The sequence below is a fragment of the Streptococcus sp. SG1 genome (assembly GCF_030439935.1).
Classification (GTDB): Bacteria; Bacillota; Bacilli; order Lactobacillales; family Streptococcaceae; genus Streptococcus; species Streptococcus gordonii.
In genome coordinates, this window is sequence record NZ_JAQFJC010000009.1 from 34958 (window position 1) to 58317 (window position 23360).

Here is a 23360-nt window from a genome sequence, read left to right on the forward strand (position 1 = left end):
GCTATAATGGAAATCATGAGACAGTATCGTATTTTGGTGGTTGATGACGACCAGAGCATTTTGAAGCTGGTGAAAAATGTCCTAGAGCTCGATGCTTATGATGTGACGACGCTTGATCGGATAGAAGAGCTAGAGCTGACGCATTTTGTCGGATATGACTTGATTCTGCTGGATGTGATGATGGAGCCTGTTAATGGTTTTGAGTTGTGCTCCTACATTCGTCCTCATCTTTCGTGCCCAATCATCTTTCTGACGGCCAAGGAGTTGGAGGCGGACAAGGTGGAGGGGCTCTTTCGCGGAGCAGATGACTATATTGTCAAACCTTTTGGGACCAAAGAATTGCTGGCGCGTGTCAGAGCTCATTTTCGTCGGGAGGAAAGACGTGAGGAGCGCTATTCTGAAATTGCTTCTTGTCAATTTTATCCTGAGCGCTATGAAGTTGCCTGTTTTGGTAAAGTCTTGAAATTTTCAGAGCGAGAGTTTAAGTTGCTGCATTTACTAGCTAGCAATCCCAAGCAGACCTTTTCAGCTGAACGCCTGCATACCTTGCTTTACCCAGAAAGTTCAGAAACACAGCTTCGCTCCATCTCAGAATACGTATATCAGATTCGCCAAAAATGCAAACAAGAAGGGCTGCAAGCAATTGCAACAGTGAGAGGAGTAGGCTATAGATGGCAATTAGAACCCGAAATTTCAAAAGCCTAGTCTGGACAACCAGTTTAAAAGTCGTCTTTTTTCATGTTTTGATTTTTGTGCTTATAGGCTATGAATTTACGCAAGGAAGTAATCACGTTCTTTTCACCTTGTTCTTTTGGGCGGGGAGCTTGCTGCTGATTACTTTTTATCATATTTTGAAATTGCTCCGAAAAATCGACAGGGAAATAAAAATGCTAAAGAGCAAGAAGCTTTTAGAAGAAAATCAAAGCCAGTTTTTTCGGATCGAGGAAATGCTAGAAGTCTATAGCGATTTACGGAGCAGCCACCAAGAAAATGCTCGTCTTCTAGAAAGAGAGCAGCAGCATAATCAGGAGTTGATTTTACAGCTATCAGCGACATCGCACGATTTGAAGACGCCCCTAACTGTGATTAAGGGGAATGCTGAGCTCTTGGAGTTGGCGCAGTTGGGTCAGCCACAGGCAGACTATGCTACTGAGATTTTGCAGGCTAGTCACAAGATGGAAGAGTATTGTGGCTCTTTGATTGATTACGCTAAGACCTTTCAGATTGATTCTAATCAGTTCAGTCAGCTTTCCTTAGGGAGCTTTTTGGTTTCTCTACAGGACGATTGGGCACTGTTCAGCAAACAAGAAAGCCATCGTTTTTCTCTCCAAGAAGATTGTGATCCTAGCTTAAGCTTGTCTATTCATTTGGACTATCTCAAGCGGGCTTTGCTCAATATCTTACTAAATGCGCTTGAACATGCTGACCAAGACCAAAAAGAAGTGAAGCTAACGGTATCAGTGCAGCAGGACCAGTTAGTTTTTGCTATCTGGAACAATGGTCCTGCATTTTCAGAGGAGATGCTGCTAGGAGCAGAACAGCTCTTTTACCAGAGTGACCAAAGCCGCAATTCAGCTAATCCCCATCATGGCATCGGCTTAGCCTTTTCTAAGCAGGTAGCTCTCTTGCACGGTGGTCGTCTGACCCTGCTCAATCCAGACCAAGGAGGAGCTTGTGTCGAGTTGACTGTAGCTTTGGAAAGCAAATAACAAAGGAAGTCAATCAAGATGATAAAAGAGAGTGGGACAGAAATCGGTAATTCGTTAGAATTCGATTTCGTCGTCCCACCTCCGCACAGTTGAGTAGGGCTGTAAAAGCTGATGGAATCAGCGTAGTAGAGCCCACTCAACCACTGCGTCTTGCTCGACAATCCAAAGACAATTGAGAGGCTAGGACTTTTGTCCCAGCCTCTTTTTTGCCGCTTTCTTCTTGACAAAAGATGTAAAGGGAGCTATACTATATTTGAAAAGTAAAGTTTGTTTTACATTGTGAAAAGGAGTCGGCCTTGGAAAATCGAATTCAAGAATTGCGAAAAAGAAAAAAGCTCAGCCAGGAAGAACTGGCTGAGAAGCTAGAGGTTACGAGACAAACGATTATTTCTTTGGAAAAGGGCCGCTACAATGCTTCGCTCCTTTTGGCTCATAAAATTGCATCCTTTTTCAATTTAAGGATTGAAGAAGTGTTTCTCTTTGAGGAGGATGAATCATGAAATGGACTTATATGCTCAAATGGGGACTAGGTTTCTTAGTAGTCCTTGTCTTGATCTTTCTTCATTTACAGTTCGATTTTATCCCTAAGGAAATCCTGCCTGTTGTGGGAATGATCTTGATTGTGCTGATCTTGAAAATTTTTCAAGCGTATGAAAAATAGGAGGCCGACATGGAAACATTAACTAAACAAGAATTTCGAAAAAAACTTCAAAAGAAAGTTATCGTGGGACGTATCTTAACCTTTATCATCTTGGTAGGATTGGCCTGGAGCCACTTTCATTCTCTGAATGATCGGCAGGAAGGAGTCATGGTCGGCATACTGCTGGGGCTTTCTTTGATGACTATTCGGTATAATCTTGCCCTAAGACGGGAGGAAAATTTTGAGCGGTTCTACATTCAGGTGACTGACGAACGCAATCGCATGATTGATGAAAAGACCCGCACTCTGCTTTTTAATATTCTTTTGCTGCTGGCAGCGTGCTTGAGCGTTTTGTCTATGGTTTTCCCAATCATCTTAAGTCTCAATCAGTTTCTGACCTTGACCATTATCCTGGTTTTGGGACTTTACTATCTCTTGCGCTTTCTCCTGTCCAAGCGTTATTAAGAAAAAAGCTGGCGACGCCAGCTTTCTAAACAAGCTTTTAACAGAGCTTGTTTTTATTTTCTATAAAGTCGATCATACTGGTAAACGGGGTCCATGGTCACATGGATGCCTAGTTTGCGCAGGACGTTTTTGTCTTCGCCAGTTAGAGTGACAGTAGAGTGGGCCTCGCTGCCCTTGAGATTACCGAGTTGTTGCATAGCATTTGCCGCATCTTGATTTTCCATGGCTGTGATTGCCAGAGCCATCAAGATTTCGTTTGAGTGGAGGCGAGGATTGCGGCTGCCCAGATGATTGATTTTCAGGCCTTGGATTGGCTTGACATACTCAGGCTCGATCAGCTTGGTTTCTTTAGCAATATGGGCTAATTTCTTAATGGCATTAATCAATACAGCAGCCGTAGGACCAAAGAGTTCAGAGGTTTTACCAGTTACGATTTCACCGTTTGGTAATTCCAGGGCCAGAGCTGGCTCACCAGTGCTTTCAGCTTTATCGCGCGCAGCAACTGTTACCTTACGGTCCAGCGGTGTAATGCCCAGGTCGTTCATCAAGAGTTCGATTTTCTTGACAGCAGATTCAGAAACGCGCTCCGCCTTGAAGTCCAGAATCGTCTGGTAGTAGCGACGGATGATTTCCTGTTGAGATGCCTCGATAGCTGCATCATTATCTACAATGGCAAAGCCGACCATGTTGACGCCCATATCCGTTGGTGAAGCATAAGGTGATTTTCCAAGGATACGTTCTAGCATGCGCTTGAGGACTGGGAAAATTTCAATATCACGGTTGTAGTTGACTGTGGTTTTTCCGTAGGTTTGCAGGTGGAATGGATCAATCATGTTGACATCGTCCAGGTCTGCCGTCGCTGCCTCATAAGCTAAATTGACCGGATGGTGCAGGGGCAGATTCCAAACGGGGAAGGTTTCAAACTTGGCGTAGCCTGACTTGATGCCATTGATTTGGTCATGATACATGTTGGACAAGCAAGTAGCCAATTTACCAGAACCAGGACCAGGTGCAGTAACAACGACTAGATTACGGCTGGTTTTGATGTAGTCGTTTTTCCCCATACCTTCAGGCGAGATGATATGGTCCATGTCGGTCGGATAGCCCTTAATTGGGTAGTGGATGTAGGAGGCGATGCCATTCTTTTCCAGCTGGCTGCGGAAGAGGTCAGCTGCTGGCTGACCGGAATACTGGGTGATGACCACTGAGCCTACATAAATATCTAGCTCGTTGAAGGTATCGATTAGTCGCAGCACTTCCTGGTCGTAGGAAATGCCCAAATCGCCACGCGCCTTAGAGTGTTCAATGTTGTTGGCATTGATAGCAATGACAATCTCTACTTGGTCCTTGAGCTCTTTGAGCAGTCTGATTTTATTGTCCGGCTCATAGCCTGGCAGGACGCGGGCAGCATGGAAGTCTTCTAGCATTTTACCGCCGAATTCCATGTAAAGTTTGCCCTCAAATTGATTAATGCGCTCCAAGATATGGTCGCGCTGCAGGTTTAAGTATTTGTCAGAATCAAAAGCAATTTTTTTCATTTTCATTTTTACCTCTGCTAAGCATTATAACAAAAAAGAGATATTTTTGGGAGCAAAAGTAGTATCTGAGGACAAATAAAAAGAACCGATCAGAAGAAAAAATTTTAAATAGAACGATAAAAAAACCAAGGCTATTCAGCCAAGGTTCTTAATAGAAAAGAAAGGAAAAGTGGGAGTTTTAGAAAGGAAGTTCCTTTTCTTCCAAGACTAGGTCAGCCAAATCGGCTCCAGAATTATTTTCACGAATAGCCCGCTGGGCACGACTTTCAAGAAGCTGGAAACCATGTCCAAGGACTTCTGTGATATAGTGAGTCACACCGTCTTTTTCATAACGACGGGTCCGTAGTTCGCCGTCCAGAGAGATCAAGCTTCCTTTGCTGGCATAACTAGCTAGAGTCTCAGCCAATTTGCCCCAAAGGACGATATTAATGAAGTCTGCTTCGCGCTCACCATTTTGATCCTTGTAACGGCGATTGACCGCAATCGTTGCGCGTGTGACAGATTTTTCATTGCTAGTTTTGTGCAATTCTGGTGTGGCCGTCAAACGACCGATAATAATGACTTTATTGTACATATAATTTCCTCCTACTTATTTATTCGGAAGAGAAAGAAAAAAATCGTGAAAATCACGATTTTTTTACCCTTGCCAATGTTTTGCTGGATCAAACGCAGTTCCGACGACTTCAGAGTCGGCTAATTCGATAATGCCACGTTTTTGAGGAGCGTTTGGTAATTGCAATTCACGTGGACTGCACATCATACCAAAACTTTTCTCACCCCGTAGTTCACCAGGAAAGATAAGGTTTCCCTTAGGCATCATAGCGCCAGGAAGGGCAACGATAGTTTTGAGGCCTACTCGAGCATTGGGGGCACCGGCTACAATTTGAAGAGTCTTATCTGCTGCGACCTGGACTTGACAGATGTTGAGATGGTCACTATCTGGATGAGCAATCATTTCGACGATTTCTCCGACGACAAATTTCGGTTGGAGATCATTGATCAGAGTTTCAGAAAAGCCTTCTTTAGCCAACTCTTGGTTGAGCAAGGCAACCTCTTCGTCAGTAAGAAAGATCTGGCCACTTTGTTGGATATTAAGAATATCTGATACTTGGAAAATGTTCCAAGCTACGGTTTCAGCTGTATCTTCTCGGAAAATACGAGCAATATTTCCTTTGCGTTCAACAGAAAGTTTTGCATCTTCGTTGTTGGCAACAATCACCATCAAAACATCGCCAACAAATTCTTTGTTATAAGTAAAAATCATTCTTTTCTCCATTTGATTAGTTTAATGACGCTAAAAAATCATTGATTTCAGACTTGGTTTTTCGATTGCGATTGACCAACCGACCTATTTCGTGTCCCTTTTCCAGTACAACCAGACTAGGAATCCCATAGACATCCCAGCGTTTAGCAAGGTCAAGATAAGCATCACGGTCTACTTGGATGAAGGTGAAATTTGGATTCCTTGCCTCAATCTCTGGTAGGGAGGGCTGGATGAAACGACAGTCTCCACACCAGTCTGCTGTGAAAAAGAAGACAGTCCTCCCCTCTGACTGAACGTAAGTTGCCAATTCTTCTATATTTTCAGGAATAATCATCATTTTTCCTCATAACTTAGCTGGCCGTTTTCGTAGACAAAGGTAAAGTGGCGGTCATCTTCAAGGACTACTCCACCAACCAGTGTATCTTCGCTGGACTCATAGAGTTGCACATAGACCGTGGCAATCTGTCCTTGACTAGCAAAGAAGCTACGGACCAGGTGAATAATCTCTTCTCTCTTTTTGGCTAGCTGTTGTTCTTTGACGACTTTTCGCGCGCCCAAGGCAAGACTTCCTGCTCCAAGAAGAGCAGCTGTTGTTAAAATGATTTTTTTAGCTTTCATGACAATATTTTAACACAAAAAAGAAGGGGGAACAATGGCCAAGATAGAAAAGGAGAAATTGACAAGCGAGAGGACTTAACTGAAATTTTTTTACTTGGATATTTCTCCTGTAGAGAGTTAGGCTTTTGCTACCTATCTTTCCCAAAAAGTGATAAAATAGGGGGCAGAAAGAAGGTATATATGACAGACTTATTTTCAAAAATCAAAGAAGTAACTGAGATTTCTGCAATCTCAGCTCATGAAGGTCCTGTAAGGACTTATTTGCGGGAGAAAATGACTCCGCATGTGGATGAAATGGTGACGGATGGCTTGGGTGGCCTCTTTGGTATCAAGCATTCAAACTTAGCAGATGCGCCTCGAGTTTTAGTGGCCTCTCATATGGATGAAGTTGGTTTCTTGGTCAGTGAGATTAAAGCAGACGGTACTTTTCGTGTAGTTGAAATCGGTGGCTGGAATCCTCTTGTGGTCAGCAGTCAGCGCTTCAAATTGTTTACTAGAGAAGGTCGGGAAATTCCAGTGATTTCTGGCTCTGTTCCACCTCACTTCCTACGTGGAGCTGGTGGGACACCAACCCTGCCACAAGTAAGCGATATTGTTTTCGACGGTGGATTTGCCAATAAGGAAGAAGCAGAAAGTTTCGGAATTCGTCCAGGAGATGCTATTGTGCCAGATAGCTCAGCTATTTTAACAGCTAATGGTAAAAATGTTATTTCCAAATCTTGGGATAACCGTTACGGGGTTCTCATGGTCAGTGAATTGGCTCAGGCTTTATCAGGACAATCTTTAGGCAATGAGCTATATGTTGGTGCTAACGTCCAAGAAGAAGTTGGTTTGCGTGGAGCTCACGCCTCAACAACTAAATTTGAGCCCGAACTATTCTTTGCTGTAGACTGTTCTCCAGCTGGTGATGTATATGGTGGTCAAGGCGCTATTGGTGACGGAACACTGATTCGTTTCTTCGACCCTGGTCATCTCATGCTGCCTAATATGAAAGACTTCCTGCTTACTACGGCTGAAGAAGCTGGTATCAAGTACCAATACTATTGTGCAAAAGGTGGAACAGATGCTGGTGCAGCCCATCTCCAAAACGGTGGTGTGCCATCTACAACTATCGGAGTTTGTGCTCGGTATATCCACTCCCATCAGACACTTTATGCAATGGATGACTTCTTACAAGCTCAGGCATTCTTGCAAGCAATTGTGAAGAAGTTAGATCGTTCAACAGTCGATTTGATTAAAAATTACTAAACTGATAATTGTCTTTTGTGAAACTGCAATCAGTCAATAAAACAACACCGCAGTTAGATGAAGCTCCATGGTTCTATTTGGTCATGGAGCTCTTTTAGTGGGGAAGGCTAGATTGGAAGTATAGAAAAAACTTTGATGTCAGCTATAAAGAAATAGTTAGCTTCTTAGAGCAGATTTTGATTTTTTCGTGCTTTGTAATATAATAATTCTGTATATAAGTGAAGCCTACTAGAAAGATTGGGGTATGGATGATGGCGAAAAAAGAAATGCAAAGAAGTCGTATGCATTATAAAAATACTTTGTGGCCCCTCTTAGTTCTACTTGTAATGGCTTTATCTTTTGTGTATTTTAAAGGGATTCTTCCGGATCCAAAACAGGTCAAGATTGGGGTGACCTACATGACCATGAATAACGACTTTTACAAGACCTTAAATGCGGAGTTGGAGAAGAAAACTAACCAGCAGGGCAGCCGACTTTACGTTAGGGATCCTGAATTGGATGAGGGCAAGCAGAGCCAACAGATTGATTTTTTCGTCAAAGAAAAGGTAAATGTCATTGTGATTAATCCAGTGAAAAGCAATAGTCCAAGTATCATTTCCTCTCTTCAGAAGGCCAAGAAAGCTGGGATTAAAATCATCGTAGTGGATACGCCAATCAGCAAGGAAGTGGCAGTCGATACGACAATTGTTTCAGATAATTACCAAGCTGGTGTTTTAATTGCTAAAGATATGATGAAACGTTTGCCAGCTGCGAATATCCTTCTGCTAGAACATCGAAATGCAGTTTCTGCTATGGACCGCATTCGAGGTTTTGTAGAGACAATAAAAAATCAGCCTCAGTACAAGATTATTTCCCAAAAAGAGACGCTTGGACAGACTGAAGAAGCAATGCCTCAAGTAAAAAGTGCCTTAGATGAAGGAATGGACTTTAATGTGGTCATGGCTCTCAATGATCGGGCAGCGATTGGTGCCCTAGCGGCTATTAAAAATAACGGCTTGAACCGAAAGCTTTCTATTTATGGCGTGGATGGCTCACCAGATATCAAAAACTTTTTGGCTACAACAAACGATATAGAGGGAACTGTAGCCCAATCGCCCATTCAGATGGGACGCAAGGTGGCGCAGGTAATTGAGCTGATGCAGGAAGGGAAATCCTACGACAGCCAATATCTGATTCCAGTTCATCTGGTTAATAGGGATAATATCAGTCAATACACAGTTACAGGGTGGCAATAATGAGACCTCAAAAAAGTATATTTTACAGCAAAATAGCGCTGATGATCATCAATCTGGTTGCCATTGTCTATAATGCGTCTATCTATCTCTTTGCGACCAACTATGTAGCTGCTAAGGGCTTCAGTCACTCGCTCTTGGAGCGTTTGGATGCCATTCCTGGCTCTCCCAGCTTGATTTTCTGGGTATCAATTAGCTTGTATGCCTGCCTGCTCTTGGTCATGTACTATCGCGAGCGCCACCCTAATCAGCTGTCTGTCTATGACAAGGTGACCATTATTGAAATCCTGCTTATGTTGGTCATCTTTTCTGTCTTGCACTCGTCCTACAATGGCTTGATTCTCCTGGTGTTTGCGGATATTTTCTATGGCTCTAAGGAGTTCAATTCTTCCAAAGACAAGAAGTACTGGTTTTCTTTTATCATTTTGAGTTTTGGCATGTTGCTCTTGTCCAACTATGACCTTATGTCGCTCTTTATCAAGCTGCCTTCTCTAGATACCTATATTCGGTTTTATCCAGAGTCTGTCCGGCTGTTGCTGCTTTTTGGCAAGAACTTTCTCTATTCCCTCAATATCGTCGTCTTTATGATTTCTTTGCTCTTCTATATCTTGTCAGCTATTACAGAGCGTCATCGGATTGAGGAAGAGCTGCGCATGGCTTCTCAGGCCAATCGCGAGTTGAACTCTTATCTGGCCTTGTCCGAAAAAATAGCAGAAGATCGAGAGCGGAAGCGTATTGCCAGAGAGATTCACGATACATTGGGCCATGCCCTAACGGGAATTTCAGCGGGTATTGATGCGGTCAAGGTCTTGGTTGATATTGATACCAATCGGGCTAAGGAGCAGCTCAATAATGTTTCAGTCGTTGTTCGAGACGGTATCCGTGATGTCCGAGGCTCGCTCAATAAAATGCGGCCGGGAGCTCTGGAAAACAACACTTTGAGGGAAGCTCTGATTAAGATTATCCGCGAGTATGAAGCCATCTCCAACTTGGAGATTCATCTCCGCTACGAATGGGATAATATTGACTTGGATATTGCAAAGGAAGACATTGTGTTTCGGGTGATTCAGGAGTCTATTACCAACTCTGTCCGCCACGGCCATGCCAAGACCATCTGTATTGAGTTACTGGAGGAAGAAGAAGCTTATGTAATGACCATTCAGGATGATGGTATTGGTTTTGATGAACTCCACTATGGCTATGGCCTCAAGCAGATGCAGGAGCGCCTAATGATTATTGGCGGAAGCGTTCACTTTGAAAATCGGGACGGCTTCTACACGCATATCGAAATCCCAAAAATAGGAGGAAGACATGATTAAGGTTTTAATAGCAGACGATCAGGCCTTGATTCGCGAGTCTCTGCAAATCATCCTGTCAGCCCACGCAGATATTGAGGTGGTCGGGACAGTTGGAGACGGCAAGGAAGTGCTGGAAAAGCTTCATCGGGTACGCCCAGATGTGATTCTAATGGATATTCGCATGCCAGTCATGGACGGTGTTCTCTGTACCAAGGCTGTCAAGGAGCAGTATCCAGATGTTAAGATTATCATTCTGACGACCTTTGATGACGATGAATTTATCTTCTCCGCTCTTAAATACGGTGCGTCTGGTTATATTCTCAAAGGGGTTTCGACAGAAGAGCTTCACGAAGCCATTCAGACAGTCTATCGAGGCGGAGCTATGATCAATCCCAATATTGCCACCAAGGTCTTCAAAATCTTTTCACAGATGGCCCAGTCCAACTTTGCTATCACGGTGACTGAGGAAAATGTTGAGGATATGAGCCGGACAGAGTGGAAGATTATCCAGCAGATTGGCTTTGGGATTTCTAATAAAGAAATTGCAGCTAAGCTCTTTCTATCAGAAGGGACAGTTCGTAATTACCTGTCAGGTATCCTAGCCAAGCTCAACTTGCGCGACCGAACCCAGCTGGCTATCTGGGCTGTTCAGACCGGAGTCACCCAGAGAGATTTTAGTAAGGAAAGCGACAAATGAAGTGGAGATTGAGACATTTGGCCCTGCTGGTTGTCCTGATCATATCTGTTGCCCTAGCTTTTGTATTTTGGGCTTCAGCTCAGGAAAAAGTCCTGCGTATCGGCGTCTATGCTGGCTCCAGCTGGGATGTACCTAACAGCCGCGAAAACAGGGTCTTGGACAGCTTGATTAAAAAATTTGAAAAGACGCATCCTCATGTCAAGGTCATTTATGAAAGCGGGATTCCCAAGGATGATTACGCCGACTGGCTGGCAGAGCAAGTCTTGAAAGGCGAGCAACCGGATCTCTTTATGGTACCAGAAAACGATTTTAGCATGTTGGCTTCGACGGGCGCGCTTAAATCCTTGGATACCCTCTTAAAGGATGATGAACGAAGGGTCTTTTATCCGGTGGCTTATGAAGCCGGGCAATATCAGGGAGTCAGCTATGCTCTTCCTGTTGAGAGCAATCCTATCATGATGTGTGTCAATAAAGACTTGCTCGAAAAAGAAGGAATTAGCATTCCTGAGTCAGGCTGGACTTTAGAGGATTTCTATGAGATTTGCAAGAAAGTAACCAAAGACACCAATGGAGATGGTGTAGTGGATCAGTACGGAATAACAGATTACACTTGGCAGCAGGCTCTGGTAGCTTACGGCGGCCATCTTACCGATAAATCTGGTATCAATGTAGACAGCTCAGAGATGCACCAAGCCCTGTCCTTTATGAGCAAATTAGATATGCTCAGTCGGCACTATAAGGTGACTTCTAATGACTTTGATGAGGGACGGGTGGCCTTCTATCCTATGAGTCTGGCCCAGTATCGGACCTACAAACCCTATCCTTATCATGTTTCCAAATATTCTAGCTTTTCTTGGACCTGTATCCCAATGCCTACAGCCAACAATCAGGTGATGGGAACTCAGGTCAAGACCTCGCTCTTTGCCATGTCTTCTAATACCAGTCAAGAAAAACTGGCATGGGAATTTATGCTTTTGTTGTCGCAGGATAAAGAAAGCCAACAGGCTCTATTTGAGAAATCTCAAGGGACTTCGGTCTTGCCATCTGTAGTGAAAAGTCAGCAGTCTAGAGCAATCCTACAAGCAGATGATTTTGGCTTGGATTCTTTGACTTCTGAGAGGTTGGATCGCATGATGAATCGCTCTATCATTGATATCAGCCTAGAAGTAGATCAACATACGATGGAGCGGATGGACTATCTGATTCAAAAAGCGATGCAGAATCAAGAGATTGATAGTTCCCTACCTAGTATTCAAAAGGAAATAGAAAGCGGAAAATAATCTGCTTTCTTTTTTTACATTTCAATCACAAAATAAACAAAGTTGACTAGACCAATATGACAATTGTCATATTCTTATTAACAAATGTCATCTGACTTACGTGACATTTGACAATATGAAACCGGTTCCATATCTTGTACAATAAAGTCATAAAGAAACCTTCATCATTTAAAGTCTGAATTGGCTAAGAAGTAGAAGGGTAAGGAGGCAGGAAAGATGAAATATCTTGTATTGGTCAGCCACGGTGGCTTGGCCGAAGGGGTGCAAAGTTCTTTGGGAATGTTTGCCGGCGACAAGACAGATCAAGTGATTGCTGTTGGTCTAAAAGCAGGTAAGTCAGTAGACGATTTTGCCTTGGAGTTTCGCCAAGCTTTAGCGGGCTTAGCTGAGGAAGATCAGGTTCTTGTGTTGGCAGATATTGTTGGGGGAAGCCCTCTTACTACTGCCTGCAATGTCTTGGCTGAACTTGGGAAACTAGACACAGCAGTTGTCCTAGGTGGTCTAAACCTGACTATGGCTTTAACAGGGCTAGTGATGAAAGATATGTTAGAAGGCAAAGAACTAGCTAGAACCATTCTTTCAGAAGCTTCAGCAGCTCTTCAAGAATTCGAAGTCGCAACCGATAGCGACGAAGAAGATGACGACGATATTTAAATACTTAAAGGAGATTTATCATGACAATTTCATTTGTACGGATTGATGACCGCATGATCCACGGTCAGACAGTTACTCGCTGGGCTAAGGAATATCCTTGTGATGGCTTAATTGCGGTCAATGATGCAGCTGCAGGGAATGCCGTGTTAAAACAGGCTTATAAAGCTGCTTCAGATAAGAAAACTTTTGTTTGGACTAAGGAAGCTTTCAAAGAAAAATCACAAAAGGTCTTGGATTCAGATAGTCGCTATTTCTTAATCACAAAGAATCCAATTGATATGAAAGAAATTTTAGTAGACCAAGGCTTTGTTCCAGCTGATGTCAAAGAAATTATCGTCGGCCCTGCTAATGATCGCCCAGGAGCAACGAAATTAGGAAATAATCAGTCCATTACTCAGGAAGAAGCAGAGGCAATTGAAGCAATTGAAAAGGCTGGTTATAAGGTGAAATTCCAATTGTTGCCAGATGTTTCCATCGGCTACTGGAGTGATTTCAAGTCTAAATTTGGTTTTTAATAATACTATAAGCGTTAAAGGAGGCTTATTATGACAATTTCTTGGTTACAGGCCGCTTTGCTAGGATTGTTTGCGTGTTTGTCATCCATGCCTGGTCTAGGTGGTACATCAATTGGTAACTATACTCTGGGACGCCCGCTTGTTGGTGGACTTGTTTCAGGGCTTATCTTAGGGGATATTAAACTAGGGATAGTCTGTGGGGTTGCCATGCAATTGGTTTATATTGCCCTGGTTACTCCTGGTGGTACTGTTTCAGCAGACGTTCGTGCGGTTTCTTATATCGGTATTCCGCTAGCGATGGTAGCTATTACGACACAAGGCTTAGCCCTCGATTCTTCAGATGCAGCAAACTTGGCTAAATCAATGGGAACTTTGGTAGGGACAGTTGGTACCGTTCTATTTTATGGTACAGCAACAATGAACTTGCTCTGGCAACATATTGGTTGGAAAGCTGTTGAAAAGAGAGAATTTAAACGTTTATACGCAGTAGACTGGGGCTTCCCATGGATTTCACACATTGTCTTCTCCTTCTTGCCAACTCTAATCATGTGTAAATTAGGGGCAGATGCAGTTACAGCTTTGAAATCAGCCCTTCCTTTGGATGGAATTCCAATGAAAACCCTCTTTACAGTGGGCTCACTCCTTCCATGTGTCGGAATCGCTATTTTGTTAAAACAAATTGTTGAAAAAGCTGTCGACTTTATTCCTTTCTTTGTCGGTTTTACTCTTGCAGCTTCTCTAGGATTAAATCTAGTTTCTTGTGCAGTCATTTCATTGATTTTCGCTGTTCTATTCTATGAAATTCAAATGGCTAAAAATGTCAGAGCTCAAGCAGTAGCAAGTATAGGCGTGATTGATGACGATGATGAGGAGGATATCTAAAATGGCAAAATTAACGAAAAAAACATTAGGAAAATCTTTCCATCATTGGTACTATGGTAACTTGACCTGCTTCTCACAAGAGCACATGCAGACTTTTGGTTATCTTGCGTCTATGCTACCAATTGTGGAAGAACTTTATTCGAAAAAAGAAGATCAAGCAAAGGCAATGCATACTTATACAGCCTTCTTCAATACTGAACCTCAGCTAGGTGCCTTGATTGTCGGGATTACAGCAGGGCTCGAAGAAGCGCGTGCAAATGGTGCTGACGGAGTGGATGATGAAACAATCAATGGACTTCGTGCTGGTTTGATGGGACCTGTTGCTGGTATTGGTGACTCACTGATTGTTGGGACCCTGATCCCTATTATCTTGGGGATTGCCCTTGGCTTATCAAACGGAGGATCTCCACTAGGTGCTATCTTCTATATCGTTGTCTGGAACTTGCTAGCTTACTTCGGTATGAAATTTGCCTATTTTAAAGGATACGAACTGGGCGACAAAGCGGTTGAATTTCTTGTTGGTCCTCAAGGACAAGCTATCCGTAAATCTGTATCTATCATTGGTGGTATGGTTATTGGTGCGGTAGCAGCTACTTGGGTGCCTGTTAAAACAGCTTTCCAATTAAAAGACTCATCCGGAAAAGCATTCTTGGTTCTGCAAGATCAATTAGACGGAGTTTATCCTGGACTTTTAACTGCATTATTTATCGTCTTTTGCTGGTGGTTAATGGCTAAGAAAAATCTATCTCCAATCAAAGTGATGCTACTTCTTGTAGTTGTTGCATTTATTGGTGTATTACTTGGCTTCTTTAATCCAGGTTTGAAATATTAAAAGGAGAAATCATGACAGAACAAGAATTGATTCAAGGCTATGAAACAGAAATTCACTATCAAAAACATATGATTGAAAATCTAGGACGTTGGTTTAGTCTCTTCTTTACCATTGCGAGTATCGGTCTTGTTCTGATTTATTTCTTCCGCCAAACCAATATGATTCTTTTCATTGTTGGAATTATCCTAGCAGTGATAGGCATTCTTGCCATGTTAGTATTTGGTTATGGTATCTACAAAGGCCGACTCAATCTTCAAAAAGTCATTGATGATTTTGAAGCTAAAATTCAAATAAAATATTAAGCTAGATGCCCCTGATAAAAGATTATCGGGGGTTGATTATTAAAAATTTTCAGAAATTTTCTAAAAAAGTCTTGACATTGTATGAAATTAAGGGTATAGTATTAAACAATAAAAACAAGGAGAAATAAAATGGTTAAACAAACGTCATCACAGACAATTAATTTAAATACCTACTTTTACTTTAGTTTCTTTAGATAGACGTTTGTAGCCAAAAGGATACAAACGTTCCCCGTTTGTATCTATGAAGCTAAAGCATTTTATGATGAATCCAGCTGATTAGATATCTTTTCTAACTGACTGGATTAAAGTGGATGATTGATTTCATCTATATCAGCACTTAAAAGCCAGTTAGAATAAAATCTAATTGGCTTTTTGTTTTTGAAAAAAATTAAGGAGCATGATATGAAAAAAACACTACTTTCCTTGGTTAGTTTGGCGATGGCCTTACTTCTTGTAGCAGGATGCAGTTCTTCAAAGAAGTCGGAAAAACAGGTCCACATCGGGATTCTTCAATATGTGGAGCATGAGTCCCTGACAGCTGCTCGAAAAGGCTTTGAGAATGAGTTGAAAGACCAAGGGTATATTGATGGTAAGAATATCAAGATTGACTACCAGAATGCCCAAGGGGATCAGTCCAATCTCCAAACGATTTCTACGAGTCTACTTTCTAAGAATGACTTGGTTCTAGGGATTGCAACACCAGCAGCCCAATCATTAGTCAATCTATCGACTGATACCCCTATTCTCTTTACGGCGATTACAGATCCTGTCTCTGCAAAGCTTGTGAAGTCTATGGACAAGGTTGGCGGTCTAGCAACTGGTACCAGTGACCGAGTTTCTGCAAAGAAACAAGTGGCTCTACTGAAAAAAGTCATGCCCAATCTGAAAAAAGTTGGGATTATGTATACGACTAATGAACGAAATTCAGAGATTCAGGTGCAAGAGGCAGAAGTAGCATTTAAAGAAGCTGGTATTGAGACAGTTGTCAAGGGGATTTCCTCCACTAATGATGTGCAAGATACTACAAAAAGCCTGATGAGTCAGACGGAAGCCCTCTTTATCCCCGCTGATAATACCATCGTTTCAGCGATCACCTTGGTGACAGACTTATCTAAAGAAATGAAGGTGCCAGTAGTGGGTGGTTCTGTTGACGTGGTAGATGATGGGGTGCTCTTCACCTACGGTGCTGATTTTGAAGCTTTGGGTCGTCAAACTGCTAAAATGGCTATTCGAATTATGAATGGAGAAAAGGTCGATGATATTTCAGCCGAAGATCCTGAGACGCTAAAGGCAGTCGCTAATAAAGAAATGGCTCAGCTTCTAGGAATCGACATCAGCGCCATTGAGCAAGAGGAGCAGGCAAATGCTCAAGCGAAAAAAACAACTCAGAAAAGCTCTTCTACTAAAAATACTGCAAATCCGAAAGTGAATTCTCTTTCTAAATCTAAGCCGTCTGATTCATCTGGTGGTCTTCTAGATATTGTACTCTCTGCTCTATCTCAAGGTTTGCTCTGGTCCATTATGGCTATTGGAGTCTTCATTACCTTCCGGATTTTAGATATTGCAGACCTGACTGCAGAAGGATCCTTCCCACTTGGTGCAGCAACTACAGCCATTTTGATTATGAAAGGCCTGAATCCTCTTCTAGCCACCATTGGCGGTTTCATTGCTGGAATGCTGGCGGGGGCAGTGTCTGGTTTTCTACATACCAAGATGAAGATTCCAGCTCTTCTGACTGGGATTATCACCCTGACTGCCCTTTACTCTGTTAACTTACTTGTACTAGGAAGTTCTAATCTTTCTCTTTCTGGGCAAAAGACCCTGGTAACTATGATGACAAGTTTACTTAGTCTATCCAAGACTGCTTCTGTCATTGTATTAGGGCTTGCTTTCGTTGCCTTTGTTATCTTACTTTTAATTGTCCTACTCAATACCCAGCTTGGCTTAGCTTTGCGGGCGACCGGAGATAATTTGACTATGGGTGCAGCCAATGGAATTAAAGTTGACCGTATCAAAATTTTAGGTTATATGCTTTCAAATGGTCTAATCGCTCTTGCTGGTTCCCTTTTAGCTCAAAATAATGGCTACGCGGATATGAATATGGGAACAGGAACTATTGTAAATGGCTTGGCATCGATTATCTTGGCCGAAGTCATCGTTAAATACCTTCCACTTGGAAAACGTCTCTGGTCCATTGTGGTCGGATCCATCTTATATCGCTTAGTTCTAGTAGTTATTCTGGCTATGAATGTGGATGCTCAAATGCTTAAATTAGCTTCAGCTATTCTTCTTGCTCTCATTCTTTATGTCCCAGAAATTCGTCAGAAATTGCAAATTAAAGCAAACAAAACCTTAACACCAGGAGGTGACAGCTAATGCCTTTATTAACATTAACAAATATTCATAAGACCTTTGAAAAAGGAACAATCAATGAGAATCCTGTTCTCCGAGGCTTGGATCTCGAAATCGAACAGGGAGACTTTATTTCCGTAATTGGTGGGAATGGAGCAGGGAAATCAACCTTGATGAACTCTATTGCAGGTGTCGTAGAGATTGATGATGGAGATATCTTGCTTGATGGTCAGTCTATCAGAAAATTTTCAGTAGCTGATCGATCGAAAAGTATTAGTCGTGTTTTTCAAGACCCGCGGATGGGGACAGCCACCAATTTAACGATAGAAGAAAACATGGCCATTGCCTACCGTCGTGGGAAGAAGCGGAGCTTTTTCAAACGCTCGATTACGGAAGAAGAACGCCAAATCTTTAAGGGCGCACTGGAACATCTTGGCCTAGGTCTTGAAAATAGAATGAAGACGGATGCTAATTTCTTATCTGGCGGTCAAAGACAGGCTTTGACTCTTTCGATGGCGACTCTGGTTCGGCCTAAGGTTCTCTTGCTGGACGAACATACCGCAGCTCTTGATCCAAAAACAAGTGATATGGTGATGAACTTAACGAAAAAAGTAGTAGAGGAGCAAAAGCTAACAACCCTCATGGTCACTCATAATATGGAACACGCCATTGAGTATGGTAATCGCTTGATCATGCTCTTCCATGGGAAGATTGTCGTGGATGTTAAGGGTGAAGAAAAGGAAAATCTGACGGTAGCCCAGCTCATGGATCTCTTCCATAAAAACAGTGGTCAAGTACTGAATGATGATGCTCTAGTCTTAGGGTAAGACAAAAAGACTGATTGGTTTTTCCAATCAGTTTTTTTAAATTCTTTAAAGAAAAAATAGTATTTTTTTCTTGACTATTTTTGACCAAGTGATAAAATAATAACTATAGATTAGCACTCGGTATAAGAGAGTGCTAAAATTCAATCTCAGGAGGGATACTATGTTAAAACCATTAGGTGACCGAGTGGTCCTAAAAATAGAAGAAAAAGAAGAGAAAGTTGGCGGTTTTGTTATCGCTGGTAACAGTCATGCAGCGACTAAGACAGCCGCAGTTATAGCAGTTGGCCAAGGAGTTCGTACCTTGACCGGTGAATTGGTAGCACCATCTGTCAAAGCTGGAGACAAGGTTCTCGTTGAAAGTCACGCAGGAGTAGAAGTGAAAGACGGTGAAGAAACCTACCTTCTAGTCAGCGAAGCCAATATTCTAGCAATAGTTGAGTAAGATTAGAAAAGAGGGATAAAAAATGGCAAAAGACATTAAATTTTCAGCAGATGCAAGAAGTGCAATGGTACGAGGAGTCGATATTTTAGCGGATACAGTCAAAGTAACCTTGGGACCTAAAGGTCGCAATGTTGTTTTGGAAAAATCTTTTGGTTCTCCCCTTATCACCAATGACGGTGTGACCATCGCTAAAGAAATTGAATTGGAAGATCATTTTGAAAACATGGGCGCTAAATTGGTTTCAGAAGTTGCTTCAAAAACCAACGATATCGCAGGTGACGGAACAACAACAGCAACTGTTTTAACGCAGGCTATCGTTCGCGAAGGAATCAAAAACGTAACTGCCGGTGCCAATCCAATCGGTATCCGTCGTGGGATTGAAGCAGCAGTTGCAACAGCTGTTGAAGCTCTAAAAGAAACTGCTATTCCAGTTTCTAACAAAGAAGCGATTGCTCAGGTTGCTGCTGTTTCTTCTCGTAGCGAGAAAGTCGGTGAGTACATCTCTGAAGCTATGGAAAAAGTTGGCAACGACGGTGTCATCACTATTGAAGAGTCCAAAGGGATGGAAACTGAGCTGGATGTCGTAGAAGGAATGCAGTTTGACCGTGGTTATCTGTCTCAATACATGGTAACAGACAGTGAAAAAATGGTAGCTGATTTAGACAATCCATACATCTTAATTACGGATAAGAAAATTTCAAATATCCAAGAAATCCTACCATTACTAGAAAACATTTTGAAGACTAACCGTCCGCTTTTGATCATTGCAGATGATGTAGATGGCGAAGCTCTGCCAACACTTGTTCTTAACAAGATTCGTGGGACTTTCAACGTTGTAGCTGTCAAAGCACCAGGCTTTGGTGATCGTCGTAAGGCTATGTTGGAAGATATTGCCATCTTGACAGGTGGAACAGTCATTACAGAAGATCTCGGATTGGAACTCAAGGATGCGACCATTGAAGCACTTGGACAAGCATCTAAAGTCACTGTTGACAAGGACAGCACTGTAATTGTAGAAGGTTCTGGAAATCCTGAAGCTATTGCTAACCGTGTAGCTGTTATCAAATCTCAAATTGAAAGTGCAACTTCAGAATTTGACAAGGAAAAACTTCAAGAGCGTCTGGCCAAATTGTCTGGTGGTGTAGCTGTGATTAAGGTTGGAGCTGCCACAGAAACAGAACTCAAGGAAATGAAACTCCGCATCGAAGATGCCCTTAACGCAACCCGTGCCGCTGTAGAAGAAGGAATTGTATCTGGTGGTGGTACAGCCTTTGTTAGTGTTTTAGATGCAGTTGCTGGTCTCGAATTAACAGGAGATGAAGCGACAGGTCGTAATATTGTTCTTCGTGCCTTAGAAGAGCCTGTCCGTCAAATCGCTTTCAATGCAGGCTTTGAAGGTTCAATCGTCATTGACCGTTTGAAAAACTCTGAAGCTGGTACAGGTTTCAATGCAGCAACTGGCGAATGGGTTAACATGATTGAAGCTGGAATCATTGACCCAGTTAAGGTGACTCGTTCAGCCTTGCAAAATGCGGCTTCTGTTGCTAGCTTGATCTTGACAACCGAAGCAGTAGTAGCAAATCAGCCAGAGCCAGCTAGTCCAGCACCAGCCATGGATCCAAGCATGATGGGTGGCATGATGTAATACAAAAAGATAGTGAGGACTGAGATGAAAATCTCAGTCTTTTTATTCTAGAATCATTTTAATCAAGATTGTTTGAGTCGGTTTTCTATGGTAAAATAGAATGAGAAACTAAAGGAGCGGCTTATGATTGATGTAGAAGAAATTCTGAGCAAGATGAATCCCAATCAGAAGATTAACTATGACCGTGTCATGCAGAAAATGGTTCAGGATTGGGAAAAGGATCAGAAACGCCCGACCATTCTTATGCATACTTGTTGTGCCCCTTGCTCGACCTATACCTTGGAATATCTTAGCCAATATGCGGATGTAACAATTTACTTTGCCAACTCCAATATTCATCCTAAGGCGGAGTATCAGAGACGGGCTTATGTAACACAAAAATTTGTTAGTGACTTCAACGAGAAAACAGGCTATACAGTTCAGTATTTAGAAGCCCCTTATGCACCTCAGGAATTTTTCCGAAAAGTTCATGGTCTGGAGGATGAACCTGAAGGAGGCGATCGCTGCAAGGTTTGCTATGACTATCGTTTAGATAAAACTGCTGAGGTAGCGGTAGAACTAGGTTTTGATTACTTTGGAAGCGCATTGACGATTAGTCCTCATAAAAATTCTCAGACCATTAATAGTGTCGGTATTGAGGTGCAAAAAGTCTATGCGACTCATTATTTGCCGAGTGATTTTAAGAAAAATCAAGGATATAAACGCTCTGTGGAGATGTGCGAGGAATATGATATTTATCGCCAGTGCTATTGTGGCTGTATTTTTGGTGCTCAAGACCAGGGAATCGACCTAGTAAAAGTAAAGAAAGAAGCTGCGGCCTTTATGACGGGCAAGGATTTAGAAAAGGACTACTCTCATATCAAGTTCACAGTGATAGATTAGGCCTTGATAGACTCAGAGTCTGTGGACAATAAAAAGAACTGCTCTAAGATAGATTGTTCTGTCTTGGGGCAGTTCTTTTAATTATATAAGTGTTTAAAAATGTAAACTTGGCTGATCATTATCCAATCGCGTAGCAGTTTGGTAGGCTAAGAAGAAGGTAAAAATAGCTAGGGCAGATAGGATGGGTCTTACAAGCGGTATTTCGGTTTCAATAGCTGAAAGCGGTGAGTTCCAGATGAAATGTAGGATGAAAGCCGCTAGGAAGTAGATAAGGCCTGTTTTGAAGTTGCTAGCATTCTTTTTGCGATAGCGAATCATCAAGGTCAAGCCGAAAGCAGTCAAGCCTGTGTAGAGCCAATGTGAGGCGATTGAGCCAACCACGCGTCCCAAAATTCCTGAGATAGCGAAAGAGAAGCCTTCTGACATATCAGATAAGATATAAGAGAAGTCCTCACTGATTTGGAAACCAAATCCCGCTACAATTCCTAGAAGTAAGATAGACTTCAAGTTTTTTACAGGAACTAAGTAGAGAGCAAAGGCTACACCGATCAATTTGAGAGGCTCTTCGACAAGTGGCGCTACGATAGCACTTTCTAAATCATTAATAAAAGAAATAGATAAAGTAGAAACACCGTCATGGATATAAGTGTTGGCAAGACCAGAAGTCCATCCAGCGATGAATAGCCCGCCCAAGAAGGCGATGATTAAGCTAGCAAGCGGAGTCTTCCATTTTTTTTGAACGTGTAAAATGATTAAGCTGGCTGGAACGATATAAAGCAAGGCTAGTAAGGCAGCCAGTCCAATAATGCCGTAGGCTTTGCCAGATAATTCGCCTAGAGTATAGGTCTTTGTTTCGTACTCAATTCCAATACAGATTAGAGCCAGAAATAGGAGAAATACTAATTTTTTCTTCATAAACTTCTTTCTAAGGTGAGATTATTGTGTTGCGGTGATTGAGGGAATCAGTCGTGATGAATCATGGACAAGATTTCCTGTCTCTGATGAACATTTTCTTTGTAAATTCCTTTTGCAACAGTCGTGACAGTCTTACTACCAGGTTTTTTGATTCCTCGCATAGTCATGCACATATGCTCGGCTTCAACCATGACAAATACACCCTTAGGTGACAAAGCTTCATCTAAGGCCGTTGCAATTTGGGCAGTAAGACGTTCTTGTAGCTGAGGACGTTTGCTAGCCACTTCAACTGCACGGGCTAATTTGCTCAGCCCAGTGACTTTGCCGTTGCTTGGTAGGTAGGCGACATGAGCAACACCATAGAAAGGTAAGAGATGATGTTCACACATAGAATGAAATGGAATATCTTTTACAAGAACGACTTCTTCATGACCTTCCGAAAATACAGCAGTAAATTCATCCTTAGGATCTCGACCAAGCCCAGAAAAGACTTCCTGATACATTTTAGCTACTCGCTTTGGTGTGTCAAGCAACCCTTCACGGTCAGGATTTTCCCCAACTAATTCTAATAGTTGGTAAACAGTCTCTTGCAATTTTTCAAAATCAGACATAAAAAACTCCTCATTAGTCAAACTAGTCCTATTATATCGGAAAGAAACAGGGCCGTCAAATACTTGAGCAGTATCAGAACATCTCGTTCACGAAGTTTTAAAGAATTTCCTTGCTATTTCATAGAGAATCTAGTATAATAGTTATTCGTGAGAAAACCTCACTTACCCCTTGCAAAGTCTTGGGGTCATTAGACCAAAAGGAGGAAAAATCAATGGCTAAATACGAAATTCTTTATATTATTCGTCCAAACATTGAAGAAGAAGCTAAAAACGCTTTGGTAGCACGCTTTGACTCTATCTTGACTGACAACGGTGCAACTGTTGTTGAATCAAAAGATTGGGAAAAACGTCGTCTTGCATACGAAATCCAAGATTTCCGTGAAGGACTTTACCATATCGTTAACGTTGAAGCAAACGACGATGCAGCTCTTAAAGAGTTTGACCGTCTTTCAAAAATCAACGCTGACATTCTTCGTCACATGATCGTCAAACTTGACGCTTAATTAAGAAGG

At 42.2% G+C, this 23360-nt stretch carries 28 protein-coding genes; 21 read left to right on the forward strand and 7 right to left on the reverse strand.

Features of this window, described 5'->3' with window-relative positions; all coding sequences use genetic code 11:
- Window positions 1–6 precede the first annotated feature (6 nt).
- The 5 genes from PCY06_RS08455 to PCY06_RS08475 all read left to right on the forward strand — a co-directional run bounded on the left by PCY06_RS08455 (window position 7) and on the right by PCY06_RS08475 (window position 2814).
- Window positions 7–705, forward strand: a complete 699-nt coding sequence (locus PCY06_RS08455; RefSeq protein WP_008810048.1) for a response regulator transcription factor — start codon at window positions 7–9, stop codon at window positions 703–705.
- Window positions 672–1709 carry a sensor histidine kinase KdpD gene (locus PCY06_RS08460; RefSeq protein WP_061582703.1) on the forward strand — a complete coding sequence of 346 codons (1038 nt, stop codon included), beginning with the start codon at window positions 672–674 and terminating at the stop codon, window positions 1707–1709. The genes PCY06_RS08455 and PCY06_RS08460 overlap by 34 nt, the downstream gene beginning before the upstream one ends.
- 296 nt (window positions 1710–2005) lie before the next feature.
- Window positions 2006–2209 (forward strand): helix-turn-helix transcriptional regulator, encoded by a 204-nt coding sequence (locus PCY06_RS08465; protein ID WP_002896748.1) that lies wholly within the window; start codon window positions 2006–2008, stop codon window positions 2207–2209.
- Window positions 2206–2370, forward strand: coding sequence for a hypothetical protein (locus PCY06_RS08470; RefSeq protein ID WP_004193711.1), 165 nt, complete (start codon window positions 2206–2208; stop codon window positions 2368–2370). Before PCY06_RS08465 ends, PCY06_RS08470 begins: the two co-directional genes overlap by 4 nt.
- A gap of 9 nt (window positions 2371–2379) precedes the next feature.
- Window positions 2380–2814: a hypothetical protein gene (locus tag PCY06_RS08475; RefSeq protein ID WP_008810046.1), complete on the forward strand. Its 435-nt coding sequence runs from the start codon at window positions 2380–2382 to the stop codon at window positions 2812–2814.
- 53 nt (window positions 2815–2867) lie between these two features.
- Here PCY06_RS08475 and PCY06_RS08480 read toward each other — a convergent pair whose 3' ends face one another.
- The 5 genes from PCY06_RS08480 to PCY06_RS08500 all read right to left on the reverse strand — a co-directional run bounded on the left by PCY06_RS08480 (window position 2868) and on the right by PCY06_RS08500 (window position 6234).
- Complete coding sequence (locus PCY06_RS08480) at window positions 2868–4352, reverse strand: DUF1846 domain-containing protein (RefSeq protein ID WP_008810045.1); 1485 nt, start codon at window positions 4350–4352, stop codon at window positions 2868–2870.
- A 178-nt stretch (window positions 4353–4530) separates the two neighbouring features.
- Entirely contained in the window at window positions 4531–4926 is a 396-nt protein-coding gene (locus PCY06_RS08485; protein ID WP_061582704.1) for a single-stranded DNA-binding protein, read from the reverse strand.
- A gap of 63 nt (window positions 4927–4989) precedes the next feature.
- Window positions 4990–5616 (reverse strand): YtpR family tRNA-binding protein, encoded by a 627-nt coding sequence (gene ytpR / locus PCY06_RS08490; protein ID WP_008810043.1) that lies wholly within the window; start codon window positions 5614–5616, stop codon window positions 4990–4992.
- A 16-nt stretch (window positions 5617–5632) separates the two neighbouring features.
- Window positions 5633–5950, reverse strand: coding sequence for a thioredoxin family protein (locus tag PCY06_RS08495; RefSeq protein ID WP_012130918.1), 318 nt, complete (start codon window positions 5948–5950; stop codon window positions 5633–5635).
- Window positions 5950–6234, reverse strand: coding sequence for a DUF4651 domain-containing protein (locus PCY06_RS08500; protein WP_045634148.1), 285 nt, complete (start codon window positions 6232–6234; stop codon window positions 5950–5952). Before PCY06_RS08500 ends, PCY06_RS08495 begins: the two co-directional genes overlap by 1 nt.
- Window positions 6235–6414: 180 nt before the next feature.
- Here PCY06_RS08500 and pepA point away from each other — a divergent pair, with 180 nt between their 5' ends.
- The 15 genes from pepA (at window position 6415) to PCY06_RS08575 (ending at window position 21322) form a co-directional block, all read left to right on the forward strand.
- Window positions 6415–7482, forward strand: a complete 1068-nt coding sequence (gene pepA, locus PCY06_RS08505) for a glutamyl aminopeptidase (RefSeq protein WP_045504464.1) — start codon at window positions 6415–6417, stop codon at window positions 7480–7482.
- A gap of 248 nt (window positions 7483–7730) precedes the next feature.
- Entirely contained in the window at window positions 7731–8717 is a 987-nt protein-coding gene (locus PCY06_RS08510) for a sugar ABC transporter substrate-binding protein (RefSeq protein ID WP_096754965.1), read from the forward strand.
- On the forward strand, window positions 8717–10033 hold the full coding sequence (locus PCY06_RS08515; protein ID WP_082307345.1) for a sensor histidine kinase: 1317 nt from the start codon (window positions 8717–8719) through the stop codon (window positions 10031–10033). The genes PCY06_RS08510 and PCY06_RS08515 overlap by 1 nt, the downstream gene beginning before the upstream one ends.
- The gene (locus tag PCY06_RS08520) at window positions 10026–10709 is read left to right on the forward strand and encodes a response regulator transcription factor (RefSeq protein ID WP_012130913.1); all 684 of its coding nucleotides are present in this window, start codon (window positions 10026–10028) and stop codon (window positions 10707–10709) included. Before PCY06_RS08515 ends, PCY06_RS08520 begins: the two co-directional genes overlap by 8 nt.
- Window positions 10706–11989, forward strand: a complete 1284-nt coding sequence (locus tag PCY06_RS08525) for an ABC transporter substrate-binding protein (RefSeq protein ID WP_061582706.1) — start codon at window positions 10706–10708, stop codon at window positions 11987–11989. The genes PCY06_RS08520 and PCY06_RS08525 overlap by 4 nt, the downstream gene beginning before the upstream one ends.
- A gap of 216 nt (window positions 11990–12205) precedes the next feature.
- Window positions 12206–12643: a PTS sugar transporter subunit IIA gene (locus PCY06_RS08530; RefSeq protein ID WP_008810036.1), complete on the forward strand. Its 438-nt coding sequence runs from the start codon at window positions 12206–12208 to the stop codon at window positions 12641–12643.
- Window positions 12644–12663: 20 nt separating this feature from the next.
- Window positions 12664–13158 (forward strand): PTS sugar transporter subunit IIB, encoded by a 495-nt coding sequence (locus PCY06_RS08535; RefSeq protein WP_008810035.1) that lies wholly within the window; start codon window positions 12664–12666, stop codon window positions 13156–13158.
- Between the two features lie 30 nt (window positions 13159–13188).
- Entirely contained in the window at window positions 13189–14040 is an 852-nt protein-coding gene (locus PCY06_RS08540) for a PTS sugar transporter subunit IIC (protein WP_082307346.1), read from the forward strand.
- Between the two features lies 1 nt (window position 14041).
- Entirely contained in the window at window positions 14042–14872 is an 831-nt protein-coding gene (locus PCY06_RS08545; RefSeq protein WP_008810033.1) for a PTS system mannose/fructose/sorbose family transporter subunit IID, read from the forward strand.
- A gap of 11 nt (window positions 14873–14883) precedes the next feature.
- Window positions 14884–15174, forward strand: coding sequence for a hypothetical protein (locus tag PCY06_RS08550; RefSeq protein ID WP_012130909.1), 291 nt, complete (start codon window positions 14884–14886; stop codon window positions 15172–15174).
- Between the two features lie 402 nt (window positions 15175–15576).
- The gene (locus PCY06_RS08555) at window positions 15577–17550 is read left to right on the forward strand and encodes an ABC transporter substrate binding protein (protein ID WP_045634145.1); all 1974 of its coding nucleotides are present in this window, start codon (window positions 15577–15579) and stop codon (window positions 17548–17550) included.
- Complete coding sequence (locus tag PCY06_RS08560) at window positions 17550–18353, forward strand: ABC transporter ATP-binding protein (RefSeq protein ID WP_045634144.1); 804 nt, start codon at window positions 17550–17552, stop codon at window positions 18351–18353. The genes PCY06_RS08555 and PCY06_RS08560 overlap by 1 nt, the downstream gene beginning before the upstream one ends.
- A gap of 160 nt (window positions 18354–18513) precedes the next feature.
- A complete protein-coding gene (gene groES / locus PCY06_RS08565; protein ID WP_045634143.1) occupies window positions 18514–18795 on the forward strand; it encodes a co-chaperone GroES in 282 nt (93 codons plus the stop codon).
- 22 nt (window positions 18796–18817) lie between these two features.
- Window positions 18818–20440, forward strand: coding sequence for a chaperonin GroEL (gene groL, locus PCY06_RS08570; RefSeq protein ID WP_045773434.1), 1623 nt, complete (start codon window positions 18818–18820; stop codon window positions 20438–20440).
- Between the two features lie 123 nt (window positions 20441–20563).
- Entirely contained in the window at window positions 20564–21322 is a 759-nt protein-coding gene (locus tag PCY06_RS08575; RefSeq protein ID WP_061601177.1) for an epoxyqueuosine reductase QueH, read from the forward strand.
- 93 nt (window positions 21323–21415) lie between these two features.
- On the opposite strand, the gene PCY06_RS08580 is transcribed toward PCY06_RS08575, so the two are convergent.
- Both PCY06_RS08580 and folE read right to left on the reverse strand, forming a co-directional pair.
- Window positions 21416–22237 carry a PrsW family glutamic-type intramembrane protease gene (locus tag PCY06_RS08580; protein WP_082307347.1) on the reverse strand — a complete coding sequence of 274 codons (822 nt, stop codon included), beginning with the start codon at window positions 22235–22237 and terminating at the stop codon, window positions 21416–21418.
- Between the two features lie 47 nt (window positions 22238–22284).
- Window positions 22285–22848 (reverse strand): GTP cyclohydrolase I FolE, encoded by a 564-nt coding sequence (folE, locus tag PCY06_RS08585; RefSeq protein ID WP_082307348.1) that lies wholly within the window; start codon window positions 22846–22848, stop codon window positions 22285–22287.
- A gap of 212 nt (window positions 22849–23060) precedes the next feature.
- On the opposite strand from folE, the gene rpsF reads away from it, so the two are divergent.
- A complete protein-coding gene (gene rpsF, locus PCY06_RS08590; protein ID WP_002896497.1) occupies window positions 23061–23351 on the forward strand; it encodes a 30S ribosomal protein S6 in 291 nt (96 codons plus the stop codon).
- Window positions 23352–23360: the final 9 nt, after the last annotated feature.

Excerpts from the sequence above, each read along its gene's own strand:
- PCY06_RS08455 (WP_008810048.1), top strand. The coding sequence starts at position 7 with ATGGAAATCATGAGACAGTATCGTATTTTGGTGGTTGATGACGACCAG.
- PCY06_RS08460 (WP_061582703.1), top strand. The coding sequence starts at position 672 with ATGGCAATTAGAACCCGAAATTTCAAAAGCCTAGTCTGGACAACCAGT.
- PCY06_RS08470 (WP_004193711.1), top strand. The coding sequence starts at position 2,206 with ATGAAATGGACTTATATGCTCAAATGGGGACTAGGTTTCTTAGTAGTC.
- PCY06_RS08475 (WP_008810046.1), top strand. The coding sequence starts at position 2,380 with ATGGAAACATTAACTAAACAAGAATTTCGAAAAAAACTTCAAAAGAAA.
- PCY06_RS08480 (WP_008810045.1), bottom strand. The coding sequence starts at position 4,352 with ATGAAAAAAATTGCTTTTGATTCTGACAAATACTTAAACCTGCAGCGC.
- PCY06_RS08485 (WP_061582704.1), bottom strand. The coding sequence starts at position 4,926 with ATGTACAATAAAGTCATTATTATCGGTCGTTTGACGGCCACACCAGAA.
- ytpR (WP_008810043.1), bottom strand. The coding sequence starts at position 5,616 with ATGATTTTTACTTATAACAAAGAATTTGTTGGCGATGTTTTGATGGTG.
- PCY06_RS08495 (WP_012130918.1), bottom strand. The coding sequence starts at position 5,950 with ATGATTATTCCTGAAAATATAGAAGAATTGGCAACTTACGTTCAGTCA.
- PCY06_RS08500 (WP_045634148.1), bottom strand. The coding sequence starts at position 6,234 with ATGAAAGCTAAAAAAATCATTTTAACAACAGCTGCTCTTCTTGGAGCA.
- pepA (WP_045504464.1), top strand. The coding sequence starts at position 6,415 with ATGACAGACTTATTTTCAAAAATCAAAGAAGTAACTGAGATTTCTGCA.
- PCY06_RS08510 (WP_096754965.1), top strand. The coding sequence starts at position 7,731 with ATGATGGCGAAAAAAGAAATGCAAAGAAGTCGTATGCATTATAAAAAT.
- PCY06_RS08515 (WP_082307345.1), top strand. The coding sequence starts at position 8,717 with ATGAGACCTCAAAAAAGTATATTTTACAGCAAAATAGCGCTGATGATC.
- PCY06_RS08520 (WP_012130913.1), top strand. The coding sequence starts at position 10,026 with ATGATTAAGGTTTTAATAGCAGACGATCAGGCCTTGATTCGCGAGTCT.
- PCY06_RS08525 (WP_061582706.1), top strand. The coding sequence starts at position 10,706 with ATGAAGTGGAGATTGAGACATTTGGCCCTGCTGGTTGTCCTGATCATA.
- PCY06_RS08530 (WP_008810036.1), top strand. The coding sequence starts at position 12,206 with ATGAAATATCTTGTATTGGTCAGCCACGGTGGCTTGGCCGAAGGGGTG.
- PCY06_RS08535 (WP_008810035.1), top strand. The coding sequence starts at position 12,664 with ATGACAATTTCATTTGTACGGATTGATGACCGCATGATCCACGGTCAG.
- PCY06_RS08540 (WP_082307346.1), top strand. The coding sequence starts at position 13,189 with ATGACAATTTCTTGGTTACAGGCCGCTTTGCTAGGATTGTTTGCGTGT.
- PCY06_RS08545 (WP_008810033.1), top strand. The coding sequence starts at position 14,042 with ATGGCAAAATTAACGAAAAAAACATTAGGAAAATCTTTCCATCATTGG.
- PCY06_RS08550 (WP_012130909.1), top strand. The coding sequence starts at position 14,884 with ATGACAGAACAAGAATTGATTCAAGGCTATGAAACAGAAATTCACTAT.
- PCY06_RS08555 (WP_045634145.1), top strand. The coding sequence starts at position 15,577 with ATGAAAAAAACACTACTTTCCTTGGTTAGTTTGGCGATGGCCTTACTT.
- PCY06_RS08560 (WP_045634144.1), top strand. The coding sequence starts at position 17,550 with ATGCCTTTATTAACATTAACAAATATTCATAAGACCTTTGAAAAAGGA.
- groES (WP_045634143.1), top strand. The coding sequence starts at position 18,514 with ATGTTAAAACCATTAGGTGACCGAGTGGTCCTAAAAATAGAAGAAAAA.
- groL (WP_045773434.1), top strand. The coding sequence starts at position 18,818 with ATGGCAAAAGACATTAAATTTTCAGCAGATGCAAGAAGTGCAATGGTA.
- PCY06_RS08575 (WP_061601177.1), top strand. The coding sequence starts at position 20,564 with ATGATTGATGTAGAAGAAATTCTGAGCAAGATGAATCCCAATCAGAAG.
- PCY06_RS08580 (WP_082307347.1), bottom strand. The coding sequence starts at position 22,237 with ATGAAGAAAAAATTAGTATTTCTCCTATTTCTGGCTCTAATCTGTATT.
- folE (WP_082307348.1), bottom strand. The coding sequence starts at position 22,848 with ATGTCTGATTTTGAAAAATTGCAAGAGACTGTTTACCAACTATTAGAA.
- rpsF (WP_002896497.1), top strand. The coding sequence starts at position 23,061 with ATGGCTAAATACGAAATTCTTTATATTATTCGTCCAAACATTGAAGAA.